The organism is Cupriavidus sp. R6-3 (genome assembly GCF_059772245.1).
In genome coordinates, this window is sequence record NZ_JCBAJO010000251.1 from 1 (window position 1) to 6,549 (window position 6,549).

At 69.3% G+C, this 6,549-nt stretch carries 7 protein-coding genes; 6 read left to right on the plus strand and 1 reads right to left on the minus strand.

The features are described 5' to 3' along the window. A partial coding sequence (locus AC6EI8_RS23010) for a DMT family transporter (protein ID WP_498382977.1) occupies positions 1 to 886 on the minus strand: 886 nt, incomplete at its 3' end. Between the two features lie 170 nt (positions 887 to 1,056). Here AC6EI8_RS23010 and dapC point away from each other — a divergent pair. The 6 genes from dapC to prmB all read left to right on the plus strand — a co-directional run. Beyond that, the gene (gene dapC / locus AC6EI8_RS23015; RefSeq protein WP_226108835.1) at positions 1,057 to 2,268 is read left to right on the plus strand and encodes a succinyldiaminopimelate transaminase; all 1,212 of its coding nucleotides are present in this window, start codon (positions 1,057 to 1,059) and stop codon (positions 2,266 to 2,268) included. A gap of 153 nt (positions 2,269 to 2,421) precedes the next feature. Continuing rightward, positions 2,422 to 3,249, plus strand: a complete 828-nt coding sequence (gene dapD, locus AC6EI8_RS23020; protein ID WP_149319041.1) for a 2,3,4,5-tetrahydropyridine-2,6-dicarboxylate N-succinyltransferase — start codon at positions 2,422 to 2,424, stop codon at positions 3,247 to 3,249. Between the two features lie 163 nt (positions 3,250 to 3,412). After that, entirely contained in the window at positions 3,413 to 3,796 is a 384-nt protein-coding gene (locus AC6EI8_RS23025) for a hypothetical protein (RefSeq protein ID WP_187829248.1), read from the plus strand. Positions 3,797 to 3,889: 93 nt separating this feature from the next. Beyond that, positions 3,890 to 4,243, plus strand: a complete 354-nt coding sequence (locus AC6EI8_RS23030; RefSeq protein WP_149319043.1) for an ArsC family reductase — start codon at positions 3,890 to 3,892, stop codon at positions 4,241 to 4,243. A 115-nt stretch (positions 4,244 to 4,358) separates the two neighbouring features. Beyond that, entirely contained in the window at positions 4,359 to 5,540 is a 1,182-nt protein-coding gene (dapE, locus tag AC6EI8_RS23035; RefSeq protein WP_226108833.1) for a succinyl-diaminopimelate desuccinylase, read from the plus strand. Between the two features lie 108 nt (positions 5,541 to 5,648). Beyond that, positions 5,649 to 6,549: 50S ribosomal protein L3 N(5)-glutamine methyltransferase (prmB, locus tag AC6EI8_RS23040; protein ID WP_226108831.1), on the plus strand; the 901-nt coding region annotated here is incomplete at its 3' end.

The window sequence follows — 6,549 nt, forward strand, 5'->3', positions numbered from 1 at the left end:
CGCCGGCCGCCTCCTTCCAGCTCAGCGTCTCGGTCGCCAGCCACCACGACGACACCGCGGCGACCACGATCTCGAACAGCATCAGCAGCGAGACCCGGTTGGCGGGCAGATGCTGCAGCCCGTACTGGACGATGGCGTTGCCGACCACCAGCGTGGCGGCCAGGCCCAGCACCAGCAGCGGCGCCGCCACGCGCGCCTCTGGCGCGATCGCCACGGCGCCGGTATCGAGCCACAGCGCGGCGATGCCCCCGACCACCGTGCCGCCGCCGAACACCATCAGCGTGCGCAGCCGCGCGTCCATCTCGGGAAAGCGCTGGCCGGCGCGGCGCGACAGCACGTTGTTGAACGCGAAGGCGATGCCGGCGGCGAGGCCCGCCCATTCGGCGGCATCGCCGGGCAGCGGCACGCCGACCTCTGGCGTCCACAGCATCAGCCCGGCGCCGAACATCGCCAGCGCGACCAGCATCAGGCCCGCCGGCGAGACCCGCTCGCCCAGCAGCAGCCGCGCGACCAGCACGGTCCACACCGGGGTCAGGTAGAACAGCAGCAGCACCCGCATCACGTGGCCGTGGACGCTGCCCCAGACGAAGCCGGCATTGGTAATCCCGGCCGCCAGCGCGATCGCCACGAACAGCCACGACCAGCGCAGGCCCCGCAATTGCCGCCGCAGCACCAGCAGCGCCAGCACGGCGGCGACCGCGCTGACCACCGCCGCGGCCTTCATGCCGCCCAGGCCCCAGGCGGCCAGCAGCCGATACGGATACCAGGCGATGCCCCACACCGAGGCGCCGAGCAGGATCGACAGGGAAGCCTTGAAGGTATCGGTATCGGCGTGGGCGTCGGCATGGGAGGCGCCGGGCCGCACGTTGGCGTTGGAATGGCTCATGGATTGGAAAACACTGGCGGCACCCGGGAAACGGTGCCTGACATGGATGTGGGTGATACGTGAAGCCCGGATCGGAGCCGATCCGGACCGTAACGCCGGCGTTACGCCGGTCCCTCGGCGCGGCGCCTCGTCCCTTATAATGCTGCGTTTCGACAGGCCTTCGACCCATCATGAACCCGCGTCTCGATTTGCTGCAGCCCTACCCGTTCGAGAAACTGAAGGCCCTGTTTGCGGGAATCCAGCCGAACGGCGCGCTGCGGCCGATCAGTTTCGGCATCGGCGAGCCCAAGCATCGGACCCCGCGCTTCATCCGCGATGCGCTGGCCGAGTCGCTTGGCGGGCTGGCGAATTATCCCACAACGGCCGGTTCCGAAGCCCTGCGCCAATGCATCGCCAGCTGGCTGGAGCGCCGCTACGGCCTGCCCCGTGTCGACCCCGCTAGCCAGGTGCTGCCGGTCACCGGCTCGCGCGAGGCGCTGTTCGCCTTTGCCCAGACCGTGGTCGACGGCACCCGCCCCGGCGCGCTGGTGCTGTGCCCGAACCCCTTCTATCAGATCTACGAGGGCGCCGCGCTGCTGGCCGGCGCGACGCCGGTGTTCGCCAACAGCGATCCGGCCCGCAATTTCGCCCCGGCATTCGACCGTATCCCCGATGAAGTCTGGCCGCGCGTGCAATTGGTCTATGTCTGCTCGCCCGGCAATCCGACCGGCGCGGTGCTGTCGCTGGACGACTGGCGCCAGCTGTTCGCGCTGTCGGACCGCCACGGCTTCGTGATCGCCTCCGACGAGTGCTACTCCGAGATCTATTTCGACGAGGGCAAGGCGCCGCTGGGCGCGCTGGAGGCGGCGCACCGTCTGGGCCGCGGCTTCGAGCGGCTGGTGATGTTCTCCAGCCTGTCCAAGCGCTCCAACGTGCCGGGCCTGCGCTCGGGCTTCGTCGCGGGCGACGCGGCGCTGCTGGGCCGCTTTCTGCTGTATCGCACCTATCATGGCGGCGCGATGAACCCGGCGGTGCAGAGCGCCAGCGTCGCGGCCTGGAACGACGAGGCGCATGTGCGCGAGAACCGTGCCGCCTATGTCGCCAAGTTCGCCGAGGTCACGCCGATGCTGGCCGAAGTGCTGGACGTCGCCCTGCCCGACGCGGGCTTCTACCTGTGGGCGGACGTCTCGCGCACGGGGCTGAGCGACACCGAGTTCGCCGCGCGGCTTTATGCCGAGCAGCACCTGACCGTGCTGCCCGGCAGCTATCTGGCGCGCGAGGCCGACGGCATCAATCCGGGCGCCAATCGCGTGCGGATGGCGCTGGTGGCGACGCCCGAGGAATGCCGCGAGGGTGCAGAGCGCATCCTCGCCTTCTGCCGGGGCCTGGCGGGCCGCGGCTGAACCGGCCGGAGCGCGGTTCGATCCCACGGTTCGGTCCCGGGATTCGCCGCCTTGGACCTGGAGTCGACCGCAATATCCACCCCAATATCGGCTGCCGACCGCCACCGCGCGGCGGCCGCGAATTCAACCACGACAACACGCGAAGAAACGCATATGACGCAAGCACTGCAAGCTCTGATCGACCAGGCCTGGGAAGACCGCGCCAGCCTGTCGCCCAAGTCCGCCCCGGCCGACATCCGCGAAGCGGTGGCCACGGTGATCGGCCAGCTCGACGCGGGCACGCTGCGCGTGGCCGAGAAGCAAGGCAAGGACTGGATCGTCAACCAGTGGGTCAAGAAGGCGGTGCTGCTGTCGTTCCGCCTGGAAGACAACGCGCCGATGGCCGCCGGCGGCTTCGCGCAGTTCTACGACAAGGTGCCGACCAAGTTCGCCGGCTGGTCGGCCGACGACTTCGCCAAGGGCGGCTTTCGCGTGGTGCCGCCGGCGGTCGCCCGCCGCGGCTCGTTCATCGCGAAGAATGCGGTGCTGATGCCCTCGTACGTCAACATCGGCGCCTATGTCGATGAAGGCACCATGGTCGATACCTGGGCGACCGTCGGTTCGTGCGCGCAGATCGGCAAGAACGTGCATCTGTCGGGCGGCGTCGGCATCGGCGGCGTGCTCGAGCCGCTGCAGGCCAACCCGGTCATCATCGAGGACAACTGCTTCATCGGCGCGCGCTCGGAAGTCGTCGAGGGCGTGATCGTCGAGGAGAACTCGGTGATCTCGATGGGCGTCTACCTGGGCCAGTCGACCAAGATCTACGATCGCGAAACCGGCGAGATCCACTACGGCCGCGTGCCGGCGGGCTCGGTGGTGGTGGCGGGCAACCTGCCGTCGAAGGACGGCAAGTACAGCCTCTACTGCGCGGTGATCGTCAAGAAGGTCGACGCGCAGACGCGCGCCAAGACCAGCCTGAACGACCTGCTGCGCGGCGACTGACGGCAGCGAGGTGGCGGCCCGCGTGCCGCCACCGCTGTCCGGTTCGCCGCAACCCGCGCCCCAACCCGCGTCCCAACCCGCGCCTCGCCCTCCTCGCCCCCGAGCGGCACAACGCGCCGGCTCTTACGTGAGGTGACCCGTGCCCTCCCTACGCAAGCGATTCATGGCCCTGGACCCCGCTACCGTCAGCACCGTGCTGTCCCTGCTGCCGACCATTCTCGAGCAGGCCAACAAGACCATCGAGAAGCTCAAGAAGAGCAAGCGCAAGGACGAGCCCGCCGACGGCGGCGACGGCACGCCCGCGGCCGATCCGCAGGAGCAGGCGCGCCAGCTCGCGGCGCGCGTCGCCGAGCTGGAAACGGCCGCGATGCAGCAGGCCGAGAACGTCAAGCTGCTGGCCGAACAACATGCGATCACGATCGACGCGCTGCGCAAGGAAGCGGCCCGGCTGGACCGCCGGCTGCGGCTGATGACCGGCGTGGCGATGGCCGGCTTCGCGCTGGGCCTGCCCGCGCTGGTGATCGCCATCAATCTGCTGCTGCGCTGAAGCGGGCCACGGCTCGCGCCATCGCGCCGCCATCGTCCTTTGCCGCCATCGCGCCTCGCGTCCCTCTCGCCAACGATTCATTCTTCATTCGCCATGACCGTCCAGCTCTACGGCATCCCGAACTGCGATACCGTCAAGAAAGCCCGCACCTGGCTCGAAGCCAACGGCGTCGACTACGCCTTTCACGATTTCAAGAAGCAGGGCGTCGACGAGACGATGCTGCGCCGCTGGCTCAAGCAGGTGCCGCTGTCGCTGCTGCTCAACCGCAAGGGCACCACCTGGCGCGCGCTGCCGGACGCCGACAAGGCCCTGGCCGAGGACGCCGATGGCGCGATCGCGCTGATGCAGCGCAGCCCCTCGCTGATCAAGCGGCCGGTGCTCGAGCATGACGGCGCGGTCGCGGTCGGCTTCGCCGCCGATCAGTACGCCGAACGTTTCCAGGGCTGAGCCCGCCGATTGCCGGCCTGCCGCCCCTTGCTTGCCGCTCGATTGCCGCTCGATTGCCGCTGGATTTCCGTTTGCTCGCCGCCAGTCCGAATGTCCGCTTAACCATCGCCGCCCCATGACCTCCAACGCCCCCGCAACGCCCGCCGCCAACCCGACGCTGGCGCTGACCGAAGACCTGATCCGCCGCCAGTCGGTGACCCCCGCCGACGAAGGCTGCCAGGCCGTGCTGCAGGCGCGGCTGTCCGCGCTCGGCTTCGCCTGCGAGTCGCTGGTCAGCGGCCCCGACGCGTTCCGCGTCACCAATCTGTGGGCCGTCAAGCGCGGCCGGCTGGGCACCGCCGGCAAGCTGCTGGCCTTCGCCGGCCACACCGACGTGGTGCCGACCGGCCCGCTGGAGCAATGGACCTCGCCGCCGTTCGAGCCGACCCATCGCGACGGCAAGCTGTACGGCCGCGGCGCCGCCGACATGAAGACCTCGATCGCGGGCTTCGTGGTGGCGATCGAGGAATTCCTGCAGGCCCATCCGGACCATGCCGGTTCGATCGCGCTCCTGATCACCAGCGACGAGGAAGGCCCGGCCCACGACGGCACCGTCAAGGTCGTACAGGCGCTGCAGGCGCGCGGCGAACGACTCGACTACTGCGTGGTCGGCGAGCCGACCTCGGTCGATACGCTCGGCGACATGGTCAAGAACGGCCGGCGCGGCTCCTTGTCCGGCAAGCTGACCGTCAAGGGCGTGCAGGGCCATATCGCCTATCCGCACCTGGCGCGCAACCCGATCCATCTGGCGGCGCCGGCGCTGACCGAACTGGTCGGCGAGCGCTGGGACGACGGCAACGAGTATTTCCCGCCGACCACCTGGCAGATGTCGAACATCCACGCGGGCACCGGCGCGACCAACGTGATCCCCGGCCACGTGACGATCGATTTCAACTTCCGCTTCTCGACGGCCAGCACGCCCGAGCAGCTGAAGGCCCGCGTGCACGCGATCCTCGATCGGCACGGGCTCGACTACCAGATCGACTGGACGCTGGGCGGCGAACCGTTCCTGACGCCGCGCGGCGACCTGTCCGAGGCGCTGGCCGCGGCGATCGCCGCCGAGACGGGCGTGCAGACCGAGCTGTCGACCACCGGCGGCACCTCGGACGGCCGCTTCATCGCCAAGCTGTGCCCGCAGGTGATCGAGTTCGGTCCGCCCAATGCCAGCATCCACAAGATCGACGAGCACGTCGAAGTGCGCTTCATCGAGCCGCTGAAGAACATCTATCGCGGCGTGCTGGAGCGGCTGATCGCCTGAGCGATCTTTCCTGACCGCACTGCCCTGATCGCGCCACTCTTAGCACGTTGCGCAGACCGCGCCGCCGTTATCGCGCCGCCCCGACCGACCCCTGACCTCTGATTCGCCATGGCCACCGCCTCTCCCCTGTCCACCGTCCGCGACCTGCTGCGCCTGGCGGTGTCGCGCTTCACCCAGGCCGGCCTGTCGTTCGGCCACGGCACCGACAACGCCTACGACGAGGCCGTCTACCTGATCCTGCATACGCTGCATCTGCCGCTCGATACGCTGGACCCGTTCCTCGACGCCCGGCTGCTGCCCGACGAAATCGCCGCGGTGATGGAGGTGATCCGCCGCCGCGTCGACGAGCGCGTGCCGGCGGCCTACATCACGCACGAGGCGTACATGCATGGGCAGCGCTTCTATGTCGACGAGCGCGTGATCGTGCCGCGCAGCTTCATCGGCGAGCTGCTGCAGGATGGCCTGGCCCCGTGGGTCAGCGACATCGACGCGATCGGCCCGGTGCTTGAGCTGTGCACCGGCTCGGGCTGCCTGCCGATCCTGGCCGCGCAGGCCTGGCCGCACGCCTCCATCGATGCGGTCGACATCTCGGCCGATGCGCTGGAGGTGGCGCGTCGCAATGTCGCCGACTACGGCCTCGAGGACCGCATCCACCTGTATCACGGCGACCTGTACGCGCCGCTGCCGGCCGGTGCCACCTACGACGTGATCCTCAGCAATCCGCCTTATGTGAACGAAGGCGCCATGCAGCGTCTGCCGGCCGAATACCAGGCCGAGCCGCGCATCGCGCTGGCCGGCGGCGACGACGGCATGGACGTGGTGCGCCGGATCGTGGCCGGCGCACGCGCGCACCTGAACCCCGGCGGCGTGCTGGTGGTCGAGATCGGCAACGAGTTCGAGAATGTCGAGGCCGCCTTCCCCGACCTGGAACTGGTCTGGCTGACGGTCAGCGCGGGCGAGGAGCAGGTGTTCCTGCTGACGTACGAGGCACTGCAGGCGGCGGGCCTGT